Origin of the sequence: Cryobacterium sp. TMT1-62 (assembly GCF_004403145.1) — a bacterium.
Classification (GTDB): domain Bacteria; phylum Actinomycetota; class Actinomycetes; order Actinomycetales; family Microbacteriaceae; genus Cryobacterium; species Cryobacterium sandaracinum.
On sequence record NZ_SOGZ01000047.1, the window covers coordinates 38809 to 57425 of the forward strand.

Consider the following 18617-nt stretch of genomic DNA (forward strand, 5'->3'; position numbering starts at 1 on the left):
CTTCACTAGTCTTGGAGAACCTAACCGTCAGCTGTGCGCGACGTCACGCTTGAAAGGTCTGCATGTTTACGAAAATTCTTGTTGCCAACCGCGGGGAAATCGCGATCCGGGCTTTTCGGGCGGCTTATGAGCTGGGTGCCAAAACCGTGGCGGTGTTCCCTTTCGAGGACCGCAATTCGCTGCACCGCCTGAAGGCCGACGAGGCGTACCAGATCGGCGAACCGGGACACCCGGTGCGCGCCTATCTCACGGTGAGCGAGATCATCCGGGTGGCCAGGGAGAGCGGAGCCGATGCCATCTACCCCGGTTACGGCTTCCTTTCGGAGAACCCCGAGCTGGCCCTCGCGGCCCGCCAGGCCGGCATCACCTTCATCGGCCCGGGCGAGCACGTGCTCGAGATGGCCGGCAACAAGGTCACCGCGAAGGAGCACGCCATCGCGGCGGGCGTTCCGGTGCTGGGGTCCAGCGCGCCCTCACGCGACGTCGACGAGCTGATCGCCGCGGCCGACGATATCGGGTTCCCGATCTTCGCCAAGGCCGTCGCCGGCGGCGGCGGCCGCGGCATGCGCCGGGTGGCTCAGCTGAGCGATCTCCGCGGCTCCCTTGAGGAAGCCATGCGCGAGGCCAACAGCGCGTTCGGCGACGCGACCATGTTCCTCGAGCAGGCCGTACTGCGGCCGCGTCACATCGAGGTCCAGATCCTGGCCGATGCGTCCGGCGAGACCGTGCACCTGTTCGAACGCGACTGCTCCGTGCAGCGCCGCCATCAGAAAGTCATCGAGATCGCTCCGGCGCCGAACCTCTCTGACGAGATCCGCCAGCGTCTGTACGCCGATGCGGTCGCCTTCGCCCGCTCGATCGGCTACGTGAACGCGGGCACGGTCGAGTTCCTGCTCGACACGGTCGGCGAACGCGCCGGCCAGCACGTGTTCATCGAGATGAATCCGCGCATCCAGGTCGAGCACACCGTGACCGAAGAGGTGACGGATGTCGACCTCGTGCAGTCCCAGATCCGCATCGCCGCGGGCCAGACGCTCCGTGAGCTCGAACTCACGCAGGACAAGATCGTGTTGCGCGGGGCGGCCCTGCAGTGCCGCATCACCACCGAGGACCCGACCATGGGATTCCGCCCGGACACGGGCAAGATCACCACCTACCGCTCGCCCGGCGGCGCCGGCATCCGGCTCGACGGCGGCACAATCAACCCCGGTGCCCAGATCAGCCCGCACTTCGACTCGATGCTCGCCAAGCTCACCTGCCGGGGCCGGGACTTCCCGTCCGCCGTGACCCGATCCAAGCGCGCCCTGGCCGAGTTCCGTATCCGTGGCGTGTCCACGAACATCTCGTTCCTGCAGGCCGTGCTCGAGGACCCGGACTTCGCGTCCGGCAACCTGAGCACCTCCTTCATCGATGAGCGCCCGGAGCTGCTGCGCGGCCGCGCCTCCAAGGACCGCGGCACGAAGATCTTGAATTGGCTCGCCGACGTGACCGTCAACAAGCCCAACGGGGTGCCGCTGACCCTGCTGAACCCGGCCGAGAAGCTGCCGAAGCTCGATCTGTCCGAACCGGCTCCGGCCGGCTCCCGCCAACGGCTCCAGCTGCTCGGCCCGGCCGGCTTCGCCGCGGACCTGCGCGCGCAGACCGCCCTGGCCGTGACGGACACCACTTTCCGCGACGCCCACCAATCACTGTTGGCAACCCGGGTGCGCACCCGCGACCTCGTCGCCGTGGCCCCGTATGTGGCCCGGATGACCCCGGAGTTGCTGTCGATCGAGGCCTGGGGCGGCGCCACCTATGACGTGGCGCTGCGCTTCCTCGGCGAAGACCCCTGGGAACGACTGGCGTCGCTGCGAGAGGCCCTGCCGAACATCAACGTGCAGATGCTGCTTCGCGGCCGCAACACGGTCGGCTACACTCCGTACCCGACCGAGGTGACCGATGCGTTCGTGCGCGAGGCCGCCAAAACAGGCGTCGACATCTTCCGCATCTTCGACGCCCTCAACGACGTCTCGCAGATGCGCCCGGCCATCGACGCCGTGCTGGCGACGGGCTCCTCCATCGCCGAGGTCGCGCTCTGCTACACGGGCGATTTGCTCGACCCGGCCGAGAAGCTTTACACCCTGGACTACTACCTCCGGCTCGCGGAGCAGATCGTGGAGTCCGGCGCGCACATCCTCGCGATCAAGGACATGGCCGGCCTGCTGCGCCCCGCCGCGGCCGAGAAGCTCGTCACCGCCCTGCGGTCGCGCTTCGACCTCCCGGTGCACGTGCACACGCACGACACTCCGGGCGGCCAGCTCGCCACGCTGCTCGCGGCCAGCCGCGCCGGCGCCGACGCGGTCGACGTGGCCAGCGCCCCGATGGCCGGCACCACCAGCCAGCCGTCGGCGTCGTCCCTCGTCGCCGCGCTCGTCCACACCGAACGCGACACCGGGATATCCTTACAGGCCGTCTGCGACCTCGAGCCGTACTGGGAAGATGTACGCCGGGTCTACCATCCCTTCGAATCCGGTCTACGCGCGCCCACCGGCCGCGTCTACAAGCACGAGATCCCCGGCGGCCAGCTGTCCAACCTGCGTACGCAAGCGGTCGCGCTCGGCCTCGCCGACGACTTCGAACTGATCGAGGACATGTACGCCGCGGCCAACGACATCCTCGGCCGGGTACCGAAGGTGACGCCGTCCTCCAAGGTGGTCGGCGACCTCGCCCTCTACCTCGCCGCCGTGCGTGCCGACCCGGCCGACTTCGCTGAGAACCCGGGCAATTACGACGTGCCCGACTCCGTGATCGGCTTCATGGCGGGGGAGCTGGGCGACCTGCCCGGCGGCTGGCCCGAGCCCTTCCGCAGCAAGGTCCTCGCCGGGCGCAACGTCCGCGTCGGAATCACCGAGCTCACCCAGGAGGAACGCGAGGCCTTGGGCAGCGACGGCCTCACCTGCCGAATGATGCTGAACCAGCTGCTCTTCCCGGCGCCCACGCGCCAATTCGAGCAGATCCGGGAACTCTTCGGTGACCTGTCCGTGCTCGACACGGTGGACTACCTCAACGGTCTCCAGCAGGGCATTGAGCACGCGGTCGAGATCGACAAGGGCGTGCGCCTCTACGTCGGGCTTGAGGCCATCGGCGAGGCCGATGACAAGGGCATGCGCACCGTCATGACCACGCTGAACGGACAGCTCCGACCCGTGTTCGTGCGGGACCGCAACATCACGGTCAGCATCAAGGTCGCCGAAAAAGCGGATGCCAACCGGCCGGGCCAGATCGCCGCGCCGTTCTCCGGGGTAGTCACCCTCCAGGTCGAGGAGGGCGACACCGTCGAGGCCGGGCAGGCCGTCGCCTCGATCGAGGCCATGAAAATGGAGGCCGCGATCACCTCGCCCATCGCGGGAAACATCGAACGGGTGGCCGTGCCGCGAACCCAGCAGGTCGACGCGGGCGATCTGCTGGTGGTGGTGCGTCCACGCTAGGCTTGGTGCGATCTATCGACGAAGGGACTGATCTTTTTGTCAGATAAGCGCACAGGCGCCGAGGCGTCCGGTCCGGACGCCTCCATCGAGCCTCTCGCCGAGCCGGGAGACGAGTACCATAGCGAACTACCGCCGCACACGATCGTGAACCTGGCGGCGGCCCTGCCGGAGAACCTGAAACGCCCGGCTACGCACACGATCGAGATCAGCACCCCGGCCGTGGCGCGCGCCGATCGGTTGTCCGCAGCCGTCACGGGGGCGGCCCGCGCCCTCTCCGGTCCGGCCGTGAGCGACGCCGTTCCGCACACCCGCCGGGAGAGTCTGCGCCCCGCCGGCGGACCGGCCCCCGAGTCCGCCGCCATGCTCACGCCCGATCGGCTGCTGGCCGTCAACCGTCGCACCAAACCGCCGCCCCGCGGAGCCTGGAACAGTTTCGTCTACTCGGCGACCCTGCATTTGGTGAACCTCGGCGACTCGGCCACGGTGCGCGCCTCCAAACAACTCGACGCGCGCATCCGCAAGGATTTCGAGGGCGGCACCCGCTTCGTGCCGATCCTCACCCGCAAGGGCGGGGTCGGCAAGACGACCGTCACCGCACTGATCGGCATGGCCCTGGCCGATGCCCGCGAAGACCGCATCATCGCCGTCGACGCGAACCCCGACCGGGGCACCCTCTCCGAGCGGGTCACGAAACAGACCCGGTCCACCGTGCGCGACGTGGTCACGAAGGCCGCGTCCATCGGCGGCTATACCGATTTCTCGTCGCTGGTCTCCCGCGACGCGACCCGACTCGACATCCTCGCATCCGACACCGACCCGCTCCTCTCCGAGGCCTTCGACGAGAACGACTACAACGTCGTCGCCGACCTGGCGGCGCGGTACTACTCGATCATGCTCACGGACTGCGGCACCGGAATCGTGCACTCCGTCATGCGTGCCACGCTGCAGCGGGCCGATTCGATCGTCATCGTCTCCGGGGGCAGCATCGACGAGGCGCGGCTGGCGTCCGAAACGTTGACCTGGTTGGAAGCCAACGGCTACGGCGACCTGGTTCGCAACGCGGTCGTCGCGCTCAACACGGCGACACAGGGCACGAATCTGGTGAAGCTGGAAGAGATCGAATCGCATTTCCGCTCTCGGGTGCGGGAGATCGTGCGCATCCCCTGGGACCCGCAGCTCGCCGCGGGCAGCATCATCTCCTTCGACGATCTGAAGCCCATCACCCGGCTCGCGGCCCGCACCCTCGCGGCCGTCGTCGTGGAGGGTCTTCCGGCCGACCGCGGCGTCTAAACCGATCCGGTACCCCTGTACCCCCGCATCCATGACTTGGAGTCACCCTTGCCCGAGCGCCAGATCCGTCTCTTCGGAGATCCCGTCCTCAAAACCGTCTCCGACCCGATCGGCACGATCGACGCCCGGGTGCGGAGCCTGATCGAGGACTTGGTCGACAGTGTGCGACTGCCCGGCCGGGCCGGCGTCGCGGCCTCCCAGATCGGCGTGAATCTGCGCGCATTCAGTTTTAACGTCGATGGCGAGATCGGGTACATCCTCAACCCGGTCCTCGTGGAGGTCTCGGGGGAGCCCGAGCTCGTCGACGAGGGCTGCCTGTCGGTGCCGGGCCTCTGGTATCCCACGAAACGGTACCCGTTCGCCCGGGTGACCGGCATCGACGTCGACGGCACGGCGGTCGAACTCTCCGGGTCCGGGATCATGGCCCAGGCCCTGCAGCACGAGACCGACCACCTCGACGGTTTGCTCTACCTGGACCGCCTCGACAAGGAGAACCGGCGGGCCGCCATGAAAGAGGTCCGCGCGTCGAGCTGGTTCTGACCCCAGTCGTTCGGGTCCGAGGCCCTAAAGGGCCTCCGCCCCCCCCACGAATTCGACGGAGATTTTGCCGGAAACGTCCCCCAACGTGCAGAAACGGCAGTTCTACGGCAGAATCTCCGTCGAATTGGTTCGACGCTGGGCACGGCGCTGGGGCTCCCTTATCTACTGGTTCCGACCCAGGCGGCCGGACGACGCGAAACAGGTCCCGTCGCCACTGTGACGACGGGACCTGTTTTGGTCGTCGCGGGGAGTGCTAGCTGCTGACCGGGTTCGTCCCGGTCACCGGGGCGCCCAGGTACATCGCCTCGATCTGATCGGCGTAGTCCCGCAGGATGATGTCCCGTTTGATGCTCAGCTTCGGGGTCAGGTACCCGGCGGCTTCGGTCAGCTCGGTCGTCAGCACCGTGAACTTGCGGATCGACTCCGCCCGCGATACGTGGTCGTTGGCGTGGTCGATGGCGCGCTGCACCTCGGCGAGAACCTTCGCGTTGACGGATGCCTCGGCCAGCGTCATTCCCGCGTCCTCGCCGTTGTTGTTCAACCAGACCGCGAGCATGTCGGGGTCGAGCGTGACCAGGGCGGCGATGAACGGCTTGCGATCGCCGACGACGACCACCTGGCCGATCAGCGGGTTGGACCGGATCGGGTCTTCCAGCGCCGCCGGGGCGACGTTCTTGCCGCCGGCCGTGACGATGATCTCCTTCTTGCGCCCGGTGATGGTGAGGAAGCCGTCGCTGTCCATGGCGCCGATGTCACCGGTGCGGAGCCATCCGTCGTGGAAGGTGGCCGCGGTGGCCACGGGATTCTTCCAGTACTCCGTGAAGACGTTGACGCCTTTGACCTCGATTTCGCCGTCGTCCAGGACGCGCACCGAGACGCCGGGAAGCGGTGGGCCTACGGTGCCGATCTTGAACTTGGTGGCCAGACCCACGGTGGTCGGCGCGGTTGTCTCGGTAAGGCCGTAGCCCTCCAGGATCTTGATGCCGAGGCTGTGGTAGAAGTGACCCAGGTGCATGCCGAGTGGAGCCGAACCGGAGACGGCGTACTTCACGTTGCCACCCATGGCCGCGCGCAGCTTGCTGTAGACCAGACGGTCGAAGAGCGTGAACTTGAGCTTGAGCATCAGCGGAACGCTCTTGCCCTGATCGACCAGCATCGAGTGGTCAACGGCAACCTGGGCGGCCGTCTCGAAGATCTTGCCTCGGCCGGCGGCCAGCGCCTTCTGCTCGGCGGAGTTGTAGACCTTCTCGAACACCCGCGGCACTGCGAGCAGGAAAGTGGGTTTGAAGGTGCCGAGCGATTCGAGCAGCTTCCGGGTATCGGGCTGGTGACCGACGCGCACACCGGCGTGCACGCAGAGAACCGAGATGAACCGGGCGAAAACGTGCGCGGTGGTGATGAACAGCAGCGTGGAAGCGCCGTTCGCGTCGGTGAGCACCTCTTTCAGCGCCACCGCCGAGTTGCGCGACGTCTCGACGAAGTTGGAGTGGGTGAGCACGCAGCCCTTGGGACGGCCGGTGGAACCCGAGGTGTAGATCAGGGTGGCGATGTCCGAACCCACGGCCAGCGAGCGACGCCGCTCGATTTCGGCATCCGGCACGTCGACCCCGGAGGCCGCGAGCTTGTCGAGGTCACCGAGGTCGATCTGCCAGACCTTCTGCACGCTGCCGAGCTCGGGGTGCACCTCGTCGAAGCGGGAAAAGTGCTCGGCGGTCTCGACGATCACCGCCACGGCGTCGGAGTCACCCAGGATCCACTGGATCTGGATGGGCGAGCTGGTCTCGTAAACGGGGACCAGCACGGCACCGGCGAACCAGGTGGCGAAGTCGATCAGCGTCCACTCATACCGGGTCTTGCACATCAAGCCGATTTTGTCTCCGGGCTGGATTCCTGCCGTGACGAGCCCCTTGGCCAGCGCGACGACCTGGGCATGAAACTCCGTGGTGGTGACGGGGGACCAAGCTCCGTTTCTCGGCAGTGAGAACAACACGGAGTCGGGCGTCGCCTTGAGGCGTTCGACCAGGAGATCGGTGACATTGGCTTGTGGGTCTGCGGGAACGATGGCGGGCAGATCGTACTGTTTCACGGTAGCTCCTCTGGTACCGGGCGGGCGATTTGCCTCACTCTATCCACGTCACTTCGTGGAAGCAGCCGTTTCGCCTGGCCGTGTCTTGGTTCACTACACTCTAGGGGGACGCACCGGCTTCGTTGTCTCGCCCCGCAGAGCGCCCCACTTTATCCATCGACGAAAGAAGTCCTCTGTGCACGCCATTGGTATCGACATCGGCGGCACCAAAATCGCCGCGGCCCTGGTCGACGAATCCGGAACGATCATCCGCTCGGATCGACGCCCGACCACCGCGAGCGATCCTCGCGGGATCGAAGACGCCGTCGTCGACATGATCACGGAGCTCTCGGAGGGCGAGGAGGTCGTCGCCGCCGGGATCGCCGCGGCCGGCTTCATCGACGCCGCCCAGTCCACCGTTTACTACGGGCCCAACGTCAACTGGCGCCACGAGCCACTTCGGGCCACTCTCGAGGCGCGGCTCGACCTGCCCATCCTGATCGAGAACGACGCGAACGCCGCGGGCTGGGCGGAATTCACCTTCGGCGCCGGCCGGGGCTACACCGACATGGTCACCCTCACCATCGGCACCGGAGTGGGCGGAGCTATCGTCGCCGACAACCGTCTCTTCCGCGGTGGCTTCGGCTGTGCCGCCGAGCTCGGGCATCTGCGCGTGGTGCCCGGCGGTCGCCTCTGCGGCTGCGGCGCCCACGGCTGCATCGAACAGTACGGTTCGGGTCGCGCCCTGCTTCGAATTGCCACCGAGCTGGCGGATGCCGGCGGAATCGGCCTCGGCCTCGCGGCCGCCCGTGAGCGCAAGGGCAAGCTGACCGGCAAAGAGGTCGGCCGGCTGATCCAGGACGGTGACAACGGCGCCTTGGCCGCCCTGAGGCAGTTGGGCGGCTCGCTCGGGCAGGCCTGCGCAAGCCTGGCGGCCGTACTTGACCCGCAGATCTTCGTCTTCGGCGGGGGCGTCGCCGCTGCCGGTGAACTGCTGCTCGAGCCCATCCGCGCCGCGTACCTCGAAAATCTGCCGGCCAGGGGCTTCCACCCGGAGGCCGAATTCGCCATCGCGCAGCTCGTCAACGACGCCGGTGTCGTCGGTGCGGCCGACCTGGCGCGGAAACACGTTTTCGCGCAGTAGGCTTTCCGGGTTACCGAGGGAGCAACGATGTTCTACTGGCTCATGAAAAACATTGTCATCGGCCCTCTGCTGCTGGCTATCTTCCGGCCCTGGGTGGTCGGGCTCGAGAACATCCCCAAAGAGGGCGGTGTGATCCTCGCGAGCAATCACCTGTCGTTCATCGACTCGGTGTTCCTGCCGCTGGTCGTTCCGCGTCGCGTCGTCTTCCTCGCAAAGAGTGAGTACTTCACGGGCAAGGGGCTCAAGGGCTGGGCGACACGCCAGTTCTTCAAGGCCACCGGCCAGCTGCCGATCGACCGGTCGGGTGGCAAGGCATCCGAGGATTCCCTCAACACCGGCCTGCGCGTCCTGGGTGCCGGCGGCGTGCTCGGCATCTACCCTGAGGGCACCCGCAGTCCCGACGCGAAGATGTACCGGGGCCGCACCGGCGTGGCGCGGATGGTGCTCGAGGCCGAGGTCCCGGTCATCCCTGTGGCCATGATCGACACTGAGAAGGCCATGCCGACGGGCACCCGCATCCCGAAGGTGCGCCGGATCGGCATCGTGATCGGCGAACCCCTCGACTTCAGCCGCTTCGACGGCATGGAGGGCGACCGGTTCGTGCTCCGGTCCGTGACCGACGAGCTGATGTACGAGCTGCAAGCCCTCAGCCGGCAGGAGTATGTGGACGTCTACGCGACCAGCGTGAAAGAAAAGCGGGCCAGCCTGACCCGATAGAATCAGACGGTTGCCCAGGGGCCGACAGACCCCGACCCGATAGCCCGGCCCGCAATATTTTTCTTGCCGGACCAGACAAAAAAGGAATAGTCCCGTGGTAGACCCCACCGAACCAGTCGTGCTCGCAGATCGATCTGTGGTTGCCGGCCTGGACTATTGGCGCACCCTCCCGATCAAGCAGCAGCCGACCTGGCCCGACGCGGATGCGGTTGCCGCGGCATCTGCCGAACTCTCCACGCAGCCGCCGCTCGTCTTCGCCGGCGAGGTCGACATCCTACGGAACCGGCTCGCCGAGGCCGCCGGCGGCCATGCCTTCCTGCTGCAGGGCGGGGACTGCGCCGAGACGTTCAGCGGCGCCACCGCGGAGCAGATCCGCAACCGGGTCAAGACCGTGCTGCAGATGGCCGTCGTGTTGACGTACGGCGCGTCGATGCCCGTGATCAAGATGGGCCGGATGGCCGGCCAGTTCGCCAAGCCACGCTCCAGCGATTTCGAGACCCGGGGTGGCGTCACCCTGCCGGCTTACCGCGGCGATATCGTCAACGGTTACGATTTCACACCCGAATCGCGCGAGGCCGACCCGGCCCGCCTGGTCAAGGGCTACCACACCGCCGCCTCCACCCTCAACCTGATCCGTGCCTTCACGCAGGGCGGTTTCGCCGACCTGCGCCAGGTGCACAGCTGGAACCAGGGCTTCGCCGCCAACCCGGCCAACCAGCGCTACGAGAAGGTGGCCAAGGAGATCGACCGCGCGATCAAGTTCATGATCGCGTGCGGCGCCGACTTTGAAGCCATGCGTCGGACGGAGTTCTACACCAGCCACGAGGGTCTGCTGATGGACTACGAGCGTCCGATGACCCGGATCGATTCCCGCACGGGCACGCCGTACAACACCTCCGCGCACTTCATCTGGATCGGGGAGCGCACCCGTGACCTTGACGGTGCGCACGTCGACTTCCTCTCCCGGGTGCGCAACCCGATCGGGGTCAAGCTCGGCCCGAGCACGTCAACCGACGACATGCTGCGCCTGGTCGACAAGCTCGACCCGAACCGCGAACCCGGTCGTCTCACGTTCATCACCCGGATGGGTGCGGGCAAGGTGCGCAGCGCCCTGCCGCCGCTGCTGGAGGCGATCAAGGCCAGTGAGGCCAAGCCGCTCTGGGTCACCGACCCGATGCACGGCAACGGTGTGACCACGCCCACCGGGTACAAGACCCGTCGTTTCGACGACGTCGTCGACGAGGTGCGCGGCTTCTTCGAGGCGCACCGCAGCGTCGGCACACACCCGGGCGGCGTTCACGTCGAACTTACCGGCGACGACGTCACGGAGTGCCTGGGTGGTTCCGAGCACATCGACGAGGCCGCGCTGGCGACCCGCTATGAGTCGCTCTGCGACCCGCGCCTGAATCACATGCAGTCGCTCGAGCTCGCCTTCCTGGTTGCCGAGGAGCTTGCCGCTCGCTAACCCGGCCCCGGGTGCCCGCTCCGGCATGGGAACCGCCGGGTACGGCCGGCCCGGCCGGGGTGGCTGTCTAGCCGAACGGGTTCGTCGGCTTGAGGGTGATGGTGCTGTTCTTGGGCGCGGCGGTGCCGGCTTCGGGATTCGTCGATGCGACGCTCAGGAGCGGTGCGATGGCATCCGCGCCGAGATTGTAGCTCAGCTTGAATCCCAGGTCGGTGAGCACCTGCTTGCCCTCGTTCCACGGGAGGCCGACGATGTTGGGCACCGTGACGGGTGCCGGGCCGAGGGAAGTAGTGAGTGCATACGTGTCGCCGGTGCGCACGGGACCTTCGTTCACGGGGGCCGCGCTCACGACGTCTCCCTCGGCGATCGACTCACTGTAGATCTCGTCGCCGGGGGTGACGAGCAGCCCCTTCTCCGCCAGGATCGCGGTGGCGTCCTTGACGGATTCGCCGGACACGTCCGGTACGGGGCCGAGTGAGAGAACCAGATTGACTTTCATGCCCACGAAGTAGTCCCCACCCTGGGAGACGTCCCCGGCGTCGGATTCGCGGCTCGCGGAGATGACCAGGCCCGATTCCACGGTGTCGTCGAAGAGGGAATCGGTCGCCCCGATGCCTGCCTTCAGCTCCGTGACGGCGGAGGTCGCAGCATCGGCCGTCAATCCCGCCAGCACGGGCAGAACGATCGGCTGCGGGCCCTGGGATACACGCAGCGTCACCGTGCTGCCCTTCGCCACGCGGGTGCCCGAATCCGGGTTGGTGCTGGAGACGAGGCCGGCGGGGATGGTGCCGCTGAACTCGGTGCCGAGCGCCGCCTCCAGCCCGAGCCCGGTGAGCTGGGCGGTCGCGTCGTCGGGGGACACCGAGACGAGGGCGGGAATCGGGACCTCTGAGCCGGGGCCGTTGCCGAAGAACCAGCCGGTTCCGCCGGCAAGGGCTGCCAGCATGAGCACCAGCGCGAAGAGCCAGAAGCCGCGGAACTTGCGTGTGCGGGCCTTGTCGGCCAGGAGAATGGTGGTGGCGGGTGCCGAGGCAGAAGCCGCCGTGGCCACGCCGGCCACCGCCGGGGCGAGCGGGGCACCGCCGAGGATCTGGGTGTCCGCGTCGGCCACCGCTGCGGTCACGCCGCCGGGCAGCACCATGGTCGCGGATTGTCCGGTCGCCGGGGAGGTCGGGCGCACGAGCTTGTCGAGGTCGAGCAGTTGATCGAGCATGACACGTGCGTCCCGGGGGCGCTGCTCCGGGTCGCGGGCGGTGGCCCAGAGCACCAGTTCGTCGAGCTCGTGCGGAATCGCGGGTATCCGCGCGCTAGGCATGGGCACGTTGTCGTTCGCGTGCTGGTAGGCGATCTGCATGGGCGCTTCGCCGACATAGGGCTGCTCGCCGGTAAGCATCTCGTAGGTCATGATGCCGAGCGCGTAGATGTCGCTGCGGGCATCCGCGATGCCCCGCGTGACGAGTTCGGGGGAGAGGTAGGCGATCGTGCCGAGCAGGGCCTGCCCGGTGGCCGTGTTGTTGTTGACGGCCCGGGCGAGTCCGAAGTCGCCGATCTTGATGCGGCCGTCGTCGGCCAGGAGAACGTTCTCCGGCTTGAGATCGCGATGCACGATTCCTGCTTTGTGCGCGGCGGCGAGGCCCGAGAGCACCGCCTCGAGGATGTCCATCGTCTGCTCACTGGTGAGCCGGCCGTAGTCCTTGAGCAGGTCGCGCAGAGTGATGCCGGGCAGGTATTCCATGACCAGATAGGCCATATCGGCATCCTGGCCCTGGTCGTAGACGTTGACCACGTTCGGGTGCGCGAGCCGGGCGGCCGAGCGGGCCTCCTGCACGAACCGGGCCTTGAACGTGTTGTCGTCGGCGAGGTGCCCGTGCATGATCTTGATGGCGACCCGGCGTTCGAGGCGCAGGTCGGTCGCGAGGTACACGGTGGCCATGCCACCGCGGGCGATCCGTGAGCGCACCTGATAGCGGCCGTCTATCAGACGACCGACCATGGGATCGGCAGAGGTATCGCTCACTAGTCGAGTCTAGGGATTGCGAAGCCGTTCCCTGTGCCGGAACACTCGCAAGTCAGGGTTTTCAAGCCTGAGCGGATGCGAGCTGCAGGTCAGCCGAGATCGGCCAGCCAGGCCCGGGCCGATGTTTCCCACTTCGCGTAGTGGTTCGGGTGAGCCGAGATCTGCACGGTCTGCGCGGCCTCGGTCACGGTCATCGACTCCCAGCCGGGGATGTCGAGCAGTCCGCGCGTGATGCCGGGGTTGGGGTTCACGGGGCCGCCGAAGAAGGCGAGGCTGGCCCGCTCCGGGTCGAGCACCTGCTCGGGGGTTCCCCAGCCGAAACTGGGGCGTTGCTGGAAGAGGCCGAGGGAGTCGCGGTCGCCGTACTGCACGTTGCGCAGCCCGGATTCCTGGGCCGCGGCGGCCAGGGCGATCACGATTGCGGAGTCGCCGGCACCCGCGCGGCGACCGCTCGCGATAATGATTTCGGCGTACCGGCGCATGTCCTCGCTGAGCGGCGTGACCTCGCCGGGCGCTGCAGACGGCGCAGGGGCGGCCTCCTCGATGAGGATCGCCGATTCCATCGCCGGCGCCGCGGGAACGGAGCCGGACGGGATCGACAGGACCTGGCCGGGGTAGATGATGCTGGACCAGCCGAGGCCGTTGGCGTCGAGAACGGATTGCACCGAGACGCCCGCCGCGGCCGCGAGGGCTCCGATGGTCTCGCCGGCGGCGATCGTGTGCGTGCCGGAAGCATTCAGCGGGGCGAAGGCTGCGGCCGGCGCGGCCGAGACCGGCGCGGCACCGTCGCCCGGCGGCAGCACGACGGCCTGCCCGGGGAAGATGATGCTGCCCGCGTCGAGCCCGTTCACGCGGAGCAGGGCCTCGAGGGAGAGCCCGTGCGCGACGGCAACGCCGGAAAGCGTGTCCCCGCTCTGGATCAGGTACCGCGAGATCTCGGCGGCGACGGGCGCCGGAGCCGGAGCGGACGGCTGCGCCAGACCGGCCAGGGTCAGCATCTGGCCCGGGAAGATCACCGCGGACCAGCCAAGGCCGTTGAGGGCGAGCACGGATGCGGTGGAGAGACCGAATCGTCCGGCCACGCTGCTCACGGTGTCGCCTTCGACGACCTGGTACTGGGTCGGCGCCGCGACGGCGGCGATACTCTGCCGACCTGCGCCGGCGGGCACCGCGGTCGGCAGGATGCTCTTGCTCTTGAGCGGCTTCTTCGCGATGGTGGCGGCATCCGCCGGCGACGCCAGGTTCAGGCTGATCGCGATCGTGCTGATCACCACGAGCGGGACGGTGACCAGGATGCCCAGACCCCGTCGTTCGGTGGCGTGCCGGTGGTGGCCCGCACCGGGCGTCGAAGAATTCGCGTCGCTGGTGCTGCTGGCTGGACTGTTCCTGCTGGCTGGTGCCGACATTCCGCTCCCGTCGATTGCGTGCGACAGCGGTGCTGGCACAGCATTGCCCAGTCAATCAGGTTGGCCCCCATTCTGGGCATCAACACGCGCGTTTGCGCCATGAGAGTTTGTCCGCCCCGTCGAATCATGGGAGGCTTGATGAGTGACCGAATCGTTCTCAGATCAAGAGTGGCTGTCCATCGCCGACCTCGTCCGGGTGCTCGGCGTCAGCCAGAGCCGCGTGCGTCAGCTGATCGACGACAAGCAGCTGCTCGCCATGCGCCGTGACAACGGCCCCTTGCAGATTCCCGCCGCGTTCATCAGGGACGGCGCCCCGCTGCCCGAGCTGCGCGGCACGCTGATCGTGCTCTCCGACGACGGCTTCAGTGACGAGCAGGCGATGCGCTGGCTCCTTGAGGTCGACGGCAGCCTCGGCGTTCCCCCGGTCCAGGCGCTGCTTGCCGGCCGTAAGGCCGAAGTGCGCCGGGTCGCCCAGGCGCTCGCCTGACTTTTCCGCGCTCCTAGAACGCCCGGCGGGTCACCGTCTCGGCCAGCTCCATCAGCCGCGTCGTGACCGCGCCGCTGATCGGTGATCCCTTGAGAGCTGCGAGGGCCTCGGCGACGTTCGAGTCGATGAGCGCCTCGATCCGCTCGACGGCGCCGCTGTCGACGATGGCGCGCTGCAACATCCCGATCTGTGCTTCCGTCAGCAGCGGGTCGCCGAGGAGCGCGTCCAGGTTCTCGCGGGCCGTGTCCGTCAGGTTCTCGCGCGCCAGAGCGACCAGTACAGTGCGTTTGCCCTCGCGGAGGTCGTCACCGCTCGGTTTGCCGGTGACAGAGGCGTCGCCGAACACCCCGAGCAGGTCGTCCCGAAGTTGGAATGCGATGCCTAGCGGCAGTCCGAAGGCACGCAGGGCGTCGAGGTGGTCCGGGCCGGCGCCGGCCAGGGCTGCGCCGATCACGAGCGGCGCCTGCACGCTGTACTTGGCCGACTTGAAGACGATGACCCGCAGCGCCCGGTCGAAGAGTTCTGTTTCGGGCTGGGAGAACCAGGCGCGTTCTTCGAAGATGTCGAGGTACTGGCCCACAGTGACCTCGGTGCGCATCCGGTTGAATTCTATCCGTGCCCGGGCCGCGGCCGACGCGTCGGCCGCTGCCGCGAGCCCCTCGTCGAGCAGCTCATCGCTCCAGCCCAGCAAGAGGTCGCCGAGAAGGATTCCGGCGGCCCGGCCGAACGCGACCTGGCTGCCTGCCCATCCGCTTTGGCCGTGCATGCCCTCGAAGAGTTTGTGGGCGGAGGCCGCGCCGCGTCGGGTATCCGAATTATCGATGATGTCGTCGTGGACGAGTGCTGCCGCATGGAAGATTTCCAGGGCCGCCGCCGCGGAGATGACCGGCACCAGCGCGGTCAGGGCGTGGTCGGAATCCCCGTTCGCACCAGTGGATCCGCCTGTGCCGACGCTCTGCCAGCCCCAGTAGCAGAACAGCGCCCGGAAGCGTTTGCCACCGCTGAGAAACTGCCGTGAGAACTCCACCAGCGGCGTGAGATCGGAGCTGATGGTAGTCACAATTGGTAAACGGGTTTCGAGGAATTCGTCGATGCGAGAATGAACCAGATCGATCAGATGATTGCTTTGCGCCACTTGCCTAGCCTAGCCATCACGGCGGGGTTAGAATCGGTGAAGCACAGCGCGATCCCAAACAGGAGGAATGAGATGCCGCTTTCGGAACAAGAGCAGCGACTCCTCGAAGAAATGGAGCGCGGCCTCTACCACAATGACGCCGATTTCGTGGCGACCGTCGGAGGCAGCAGCCTCCGGCCCGACTACCGCTCGATTTCCATCGGGGTTCTGGCCGCGGTTGCCGGCATCGGTGCTCTCATCGCCGGCGTGGCCATCCAGCAGCTCTGGCTCGGTGTCCTCGGCTTCATCATCATGTTCGCCGGGGTGTTGTTCGCGACCACGCCCAGCAAGTCCGCCCGGCGGATGTCCGCATCCGCTCCGCGCTCCCGTCCGAACCAGCAGCAGCGGTCGTCTCAGCGCGGTTTCATGGATCGCATGAACGAACGCTGGGATCGTCGCCAGGACGGCCAGCAGTAACCTTCTCACCACCGCTCGACTGCACTTCCGCTCCACCGCACCTCGCAGACAGGGCCGATCATCCGATCGGCCCTTTTTTTGTGCCCGAAAACGGCGCGAAATGAAACCCGGCCTTGAATTTCCCTCCACTCCGCTTTCCTCCGTTTTCATGCGGATCAGTAGGGTGAATTTCTCCAATATTTGCGCGTTTATTCTGTTTGGTGGATCAAAGTGGAGTAAAGTGGAGCAAGATCTGGACCGTGACCGGATGAGAGGGGGGATGAATGTTCTTTGGCACGTACGCCCCCAAGCTCGACGAAAAAGGCCGCATCATCCTTCCCGCAAAATTCCGGGACGAGCTGTCTCCCGGGATCGTCATGACCCGAGGCCAGGAGAACTGCCTCTACGTGTTCACGACCCGGGAGTTCGAGGCGTACTACGCGAAGATCTCCCAGGCGCCGCTCACGGACCAGAGCGGGCGCTCCTTCAGTCGCATGATGTTCTCCGGCGCGAGCGCAGAGCAGCCCGACAAGCAGAACCGGGTGACCATCCCCGCGAACCTGCGCGCCTGGGCCGGGCTCGACCGGGACCTCACCGTGATCGGCGCCGGCAACCGGGTAGAGATCTGGGACACCGCCGCCTGGGACGCGTACCTCTCCGAACAGGAAGAACCATTCGCGAACATCACGGAGGAGGTGATTCCGGGACTCATCTAGCTCCTGACGCCTGACTCCCAGCCGTTCTGCCTGACACACTTCCCCGGTGGCAGAGACGAATGGATGGGGATCAGGAATCAGGAACCACCCGGGACTATGGCCATCAACGATATCCACACCCCAGTTCTGCTCGACCGCTGCGTCGAGCTGCTCGCACCGGCACTGGAACGACCCGGCGCCGTGCTCGTCGACGCCACTCTCGGCATGGGCGGGCACGCCGAGGCGTTCCTGCAGCGGTTCCCCGGGCTCGTCCTGGTCGGACTCGACCGGGATCTCGACGCCCTCGCGATCGCCGAGGAGCGGCTGAAGCCGTTCCGCGACCGGGTTCACCTCGTGCACACCGTCTACGACGGTATTCAGGACGCGCTGGCCGGCCTCGGCATCCGCGAGGTGTCCGGCGTGCTCTTCGACCTCGGCGTGTCCTCGCTCCAGCTCGACCGGGTCGAGCGTGGTTTCTCCTACTCCAAGGACGCGCCGCTGGACATGCGCATGGACAACACCAGCGACCTGACGGCCGAGCGCATCGTGGCCACGTACAGCGAGCAGGAGCTGCGCCGGATCTTCCACGAGTACGGCGAGGAGAAGCTGGCGGCACGCTACGCCAAGGCCATCGTCGAGGCCAGGGAGACCACCCCGTTCGTGCGGTCGGCCCAGCTGGTCTCCGTGATCACCGCCGTCACACCGGTTGTTGTTCAGCGCGCCGGACACCCCGCGAAGCGGGTCTTCCAGGCGCTGCGCATCGAGGTCAACCAGGAACTCGCCGTGCTCGAGCGCGCCATTCCCTCAGCGCTCGATTCGGTCGCGGTCGGTGGGCGCATCGTCGTCATGGCCTACCAGTCCCTCGAGGACCGGATCGTGAAGAAGTCCCTGGCAAAGGCATCCGGCTCCACCGCCCCTGCCGGATTGCCGATCGAACTTCCCGAACACAAACCACTGTTCAAGCTTGTGATCCGAGGGGCCGAATTGGCCTCGGACGAAGAAAAGGCGAGAAACCCGCGCGCAACGCCGGTTCGCCTTCGCGCCGCCGAGCGACTGAGGAGAGCCGCATGAGTGACAACCTCGCACGCGCACCACGACCCAACTGGGAGAGCACCCCCGACACCGCTTCGGTGCCGGAGCCTCGCCACATCGAGATCGTCTCGCCGCGCAGCCAGCGTCACGCGCGTCCGAAGATCGTCTACGCACTCTCGGCCGTCACCGGCGTGGCTGCCATCGTGCTCGCTCAGCTGCTGCTGAGCGTCGGGATCTCCCAGTCCGCCTACGAGGTGTCCCGGCTGCAGGCCAGCCAGGTCGAACTCGGGCGCACGGCGGAGAGCGTCACCGAGGACCTCGTGCGGGTCTCGTCCCCGCAGAGCCTGGCCGCGAACGCGGAAGCACTCGGCATGGTCAGCAACTCCAACCCGGTGTACCTCCGCCTGTCCGACGCCGCCGTTCTCGGAGCGCCCGCCTCCGCCAGCGGAAGCTCGGCCGGTACGGCGAGCCTGGTGCCCAACTCGCTCCTCGTCGGCGTACCTTTGGTCACGGAACTGCCGCAGACCACCGGTCAGGGAGCCAGCCTCGGCGGTTCACCGGCCGAGGGCCCCGCGGCGGTCGCCCCGGTTGCCCCGGCAGCCGAACCCAACGCTCTGCCGACGCCCACGACCCGCTAGCCCGCCCCGGTTCGCCCGTCTCGCGAGGGACGTCCCGCCCGCCTCCCGTTAGTTTCGTTCCCAGAACGCGCCCAACCCGCGGCC

General features: G+C 67.2%; 15 protein-coding genes. 11 read left to right on the forward strand and 4 right to left on the reverse strand.

All coding sequences use genetic code 11. From position 1 onward, the window contains the following. Positions 1–62 precede the first annotated feature (62 nt). Genes E3T34_RS13995 through def form a run of 3 tightly spaced genes read left to right on the forward strand, consistent with a single transcriptional unit; the run spans position 63 to position 5297 of the window. On the forward strand, positions 63–3467 hold the full coding sequence (locus E3T34_RS13995; protein WP_134343340.1) for a pyruvate carboxylase: 3405 nt from the start codon (positions 63–65) through the stop codon (positions 3465–3467). A 36-nt stretch (positions 3468–3503) separates the two neighbouring features. Next, entirely contained in the window at positions 3504–4757 is a 1254-nt protein-coding gene (locus E3T34_RS14000; RefSeq protein ID WP_241977419.1) for an AAA family ATPase, read from the forward strand. A gap of 48 nt (positions 4758–4805) precedes the next feature. Then, a complete protein-coding gene (gene def / locus E3T34_RS14005; RefSeq protein ID WP_134343341.1) occupies positions 4806–5297 on the forward strand; it encodes a peptide deformylase in 492 nt (163 codons plus the stop codon). Between the two features lie 253 nt (positions 5298–5550). Here the strand turns inward: def and E3T34_RS14010 are convergent, their stop codons facing one another. Continuing rightward, a complete protein-coding gene (locus E3T34_RS14010) occupies positions 5551–7383 on the reverse strand; it encodes a long-chain fatty acid--CoA ligase (protein ID WP_134343342.1) in 1833 nt (610 codons plus the stop codon). Positions 7384–7558: 175 nt separating this feature from the next. Between E3T34_RS14010 and E3T34_RS14015 the strand changes: the two genes are divergently transcribed. The 3 genes from E3T34_RS14015 (at position 7559) to E3T34_RS14025 (ending at position 10688) form a co-directional block, all read left to right on the forward strand. Further along, entirely contained in the window at positions 7559–8506 is a 948-nt protein-coding gene (locus E3T34_RS14015; RefSeq protein ID WP_104099534.1) for an ROK family glucokinase, read from the forward strand. Positions 8507–8533: 27 nt separating this feature from the next. Continuing rightward, positions 8534–9223, forward strand: coding sequence for a 1-acyl-sn-glycerol-3-phosphate acyltransferase (locus E3T34_RS14020; RefSeq protein WP_104099533.1), 690 nt, complete (start codon positions 8534–8536; stop codon positions 9221–9223). Between the two features lie 94 nt (positions 9224–9317). Beyond that, on the forward strand, positions 9318–10688 hold the full coding sequence (locus tag E3T34_RS14025) for a class II 3-deoxy-7-phosphoheptulonate synthase (RefSeq protein ID WP_369827920.1): 1371 nt from the start codon (positions 9318–9320) through the stop codon (positions 10686–10688). Positions 10689–10755: 67 nt separating this feature from the next. Here the strand turns inward: E3T34_RS14025 and pknB are convergent, their stop codons facing one another. Then, entirely contained in the window at positions 10756–12681 is a 1926-nt protein-coding gene (pknB, locus tag E3T34_RS14030; protein ID WP_370327695.1) for a Stk1 family PASTA domain-containing Ser/Thr kinase, read from the reverse strand. Positions 12682–12794: 113 nt separating this feature from the next. After that, complete coding sequence (locus E3T34_RS14035; RefSeq protein WP_134343343.1) at positions 12795–14111, reverse strand: LysM peptidoglycan-binding domain-containing protein; 1317 nt, start codon at positions 14109–14111, stop codon at positions 12795–12797. Between the two features lie 142 nt (positions 14112–14253). Here E3T34_RS14035 and E3T34_RS14040 point away from each other — a divergent pair, with 142 nt between their 5' ends. After that, the gene (locus E3T34_RS14040; RefSeq protein WP_104099531.1) at positions 14254–14598 is read left to right on the forward strand and encodes an Rv2175c family DNA-binding protein; all 345 of its coding nucleotides are present in this window, start codon (positions 14254–14256) and stop codon (positions 14596–14598) included. 13 nt (positions 14599–14611) lie between these two features. Here E3T34_RS14040 and E3T34_RS14045 read toward each other — a convergent pair whose 3' ends face one another. Further along, the gene (locus tag E3T34_RS14045; protein WP_134343344.1) at positions 14612–15733 is read right to left on the reverse strand and encodes a polyprenyl synthetase family protein; all 1122 of its coding nucleotides are present in this window, start codon (positions 15731–15733) and stop codon (positions 14612–14614) included. Between E3T34_RS14045 and E3T34_RS14050 the strand changes: the two genes are divergently transcribed. The 4 genes from E3T34_RS14050 (at position 15698) to E3T34_RS14065 (ending at position 18533) form a co-directional block, all read left to right on the forward strand. Beyond that, the gene (locus E3T34_RS14050; RefSeq protein ID WP_338145468.1) at positions 15698–16189 is read left to right on the forward strand and encodes a DUF3040 domain-containing protein; all 492 of its coding nucleotides are present in this window, start codon (positions 15698–15700) and stop codon (positions 16187–16189) included. The genes E3T34_RS14045 and E3T34_RS14050 overlap by 36 nt on opposite strands. Before the next feature lie 263 nt (positions 16190–16452). Further along, complete coding sequence (mraZ, locus tag E3T34_RS14055) at positions 16453–16884, forward strand: division/cell wall cluster transcriptional repressor MraZ (RefSeq protein ID WP_104099528.1); 432 nt, start codon at positions 16453–16455, stop codon at positions 16882–16884. A 96-nt stretch (positions 16885–16980) separates the two neighbouring features. Beyond that, the gene (rsmH, locus tag E3T34_RS14060; RefSeq protein ID WP_104099527.1) at positions 16981–17934 is read left to right on the forward strand and encodes a 16S rRNA (cytosine(1402)-N(4))-methyltransferase RsmH; all 954 of its coding nucleotides are present in this window, start codon (positions 16981–16983) and stop codon (positions 17932–17934) included. Continuing rightward, positions 17931–18533, forward strand: coding sequence for a hypothetical protein (locus E3T34_RS14065; RefSeq protein WP_134343345.1), 603 nt, complete (start codon positions 17931–17933; stop codon positions 18531–18533). The genes rsmH and E3T34_RS14065 overlap by 4 nt, the downstream gene beginning before the upstream one ends. The last annotated feature ends 84 nt before the right edge of the window (positions 18534–18617 follow it).